The sequence below is a fragment of the Nonomuraea sp. NPDC004186 genome, assembly GCF_053603495.1.
Map to the genome: position 1 here is coordinate 1 of NZ_JBSGFQ010000283.1, position 1,151 is coordinate 1,151.

Annotated in this window: 1 protein-coding gene; it reads right to left on the minus strand. The window is 64.3% G+C overall.

What is annotated here, in order from left to right:
- Window positions 1-1,110: an IS630 family transposase gene (locus ACWEPL_RS65270; protein ID WP_452443105.1), complete on the minus strand. Its 1,110-nt coding sequence runs from the start codon at window positions 1,108-1,110 to the stop codon at window positions 1-3.
- Between the last annotated feature and the right edge of the window lie 41 nt (window positions 1,111-1,151).

A 1,151-nucleotide genomic window follows, 5' to 3' on the forward strand; every position in this document is an offset into this window, starting at 1 on the left:
CTAGTGTCCTGAGTCAGTAATTCGCCGACAATATGAGGCGAGGGCGTCGAGAATCTCTTCGGCGGTCTTGGCCCAGACGAAAGGCTTGGGGTCGTCATTCCAGGAGGCGATCCAGGTGCGGATGTCTTTCTCCAGCGCTTGGACCGTCTTGTGGACACCGCGTCGTAGCTGCTTGGTCGTCAGTTCGGCGAACCAGCGTTCCACCAGGTTCAGCCAGGATGAGCCGGTCGGGGTGAAGTGCAGGTGGAAGCGCGGGTGCGCCAGCAACCAGCGTTTGATCGCGGGCGTCTTGTGAGTGGCGTAGTTGTCGCAGATCAGGTGGACATCCAGCTCGCCCGGGACCTCCTTGTCCACCTTGATCAGGAATTTCTTGAACTCCACCGCGCGATGCCTGCGATGCAGAGCGCCGATCACCTTGCCCGAGATCACGTCCAGAGCCGCGAACAACGTGGTGGTGCCGGCCCGGACATAGTCATGGGTGGCCCGCTCGGGCACACCGGGCATCATCGGCAGCACCGGCTGTGAGCGATCCAGCGCCTGTATCTGCGACTTCTCATCCACGCACAAGACCAGCGCCCGCTCCGGCGGATCCAGATACAGACCGACCACGTCATGCACCTTCTCCACGAAAAACGGATCGGCTGACAGCTTGAACGTCTCCGAGCGATGCGGCTGCAGGCCAAAGGCTCGCCAGACGCGCGACACCGTCGACTGCGACAGGCCCACCTGCTTGGCCATGGACCGCGTCGACCAGTGCGTGGCGTTGGCGGGCTTGGTCTCCAAGGTGCGCGCGATCAGCTCCGCCACCTGCTCATCGCTCACCGTCCGCGGCCGGCCCGGACGCAGCTCGTCGGCCAAGCCCGCCAGCCGGTCAGCCAGGAAGCGCCGACGCCACTTCGAGACCGTCTCGCGCGATACCCCGACCTCCTCCGCCACCACCTTGGTGGACACGGGCAAGTCGTCCTCGCCGATCGCATCACACGCCAGGATCAGCCGGGCCCGTAACGCCATGTCCTGGGCGCCCTTGCGCCGCCGTACCCACCGCTCAAGCTCAGACCGCTCGCCATCGGTCAGATGCAGCGGCTCCACCTTCGGTCCCGGACGCCCCATAACCATGAACACTAGACGAATTACTGACTCAGGACACTAGG

Excerpts from the sequence above, each read along its gene's own strand:
- ACWEPL_RS65270 (WP_452443105.1), bottom strand. The coding sequence starts at position 1,110 with ATGGGGCGTCCGGGACCGAAGGTGGAGCCGCTGCATCTGACCGATGGC.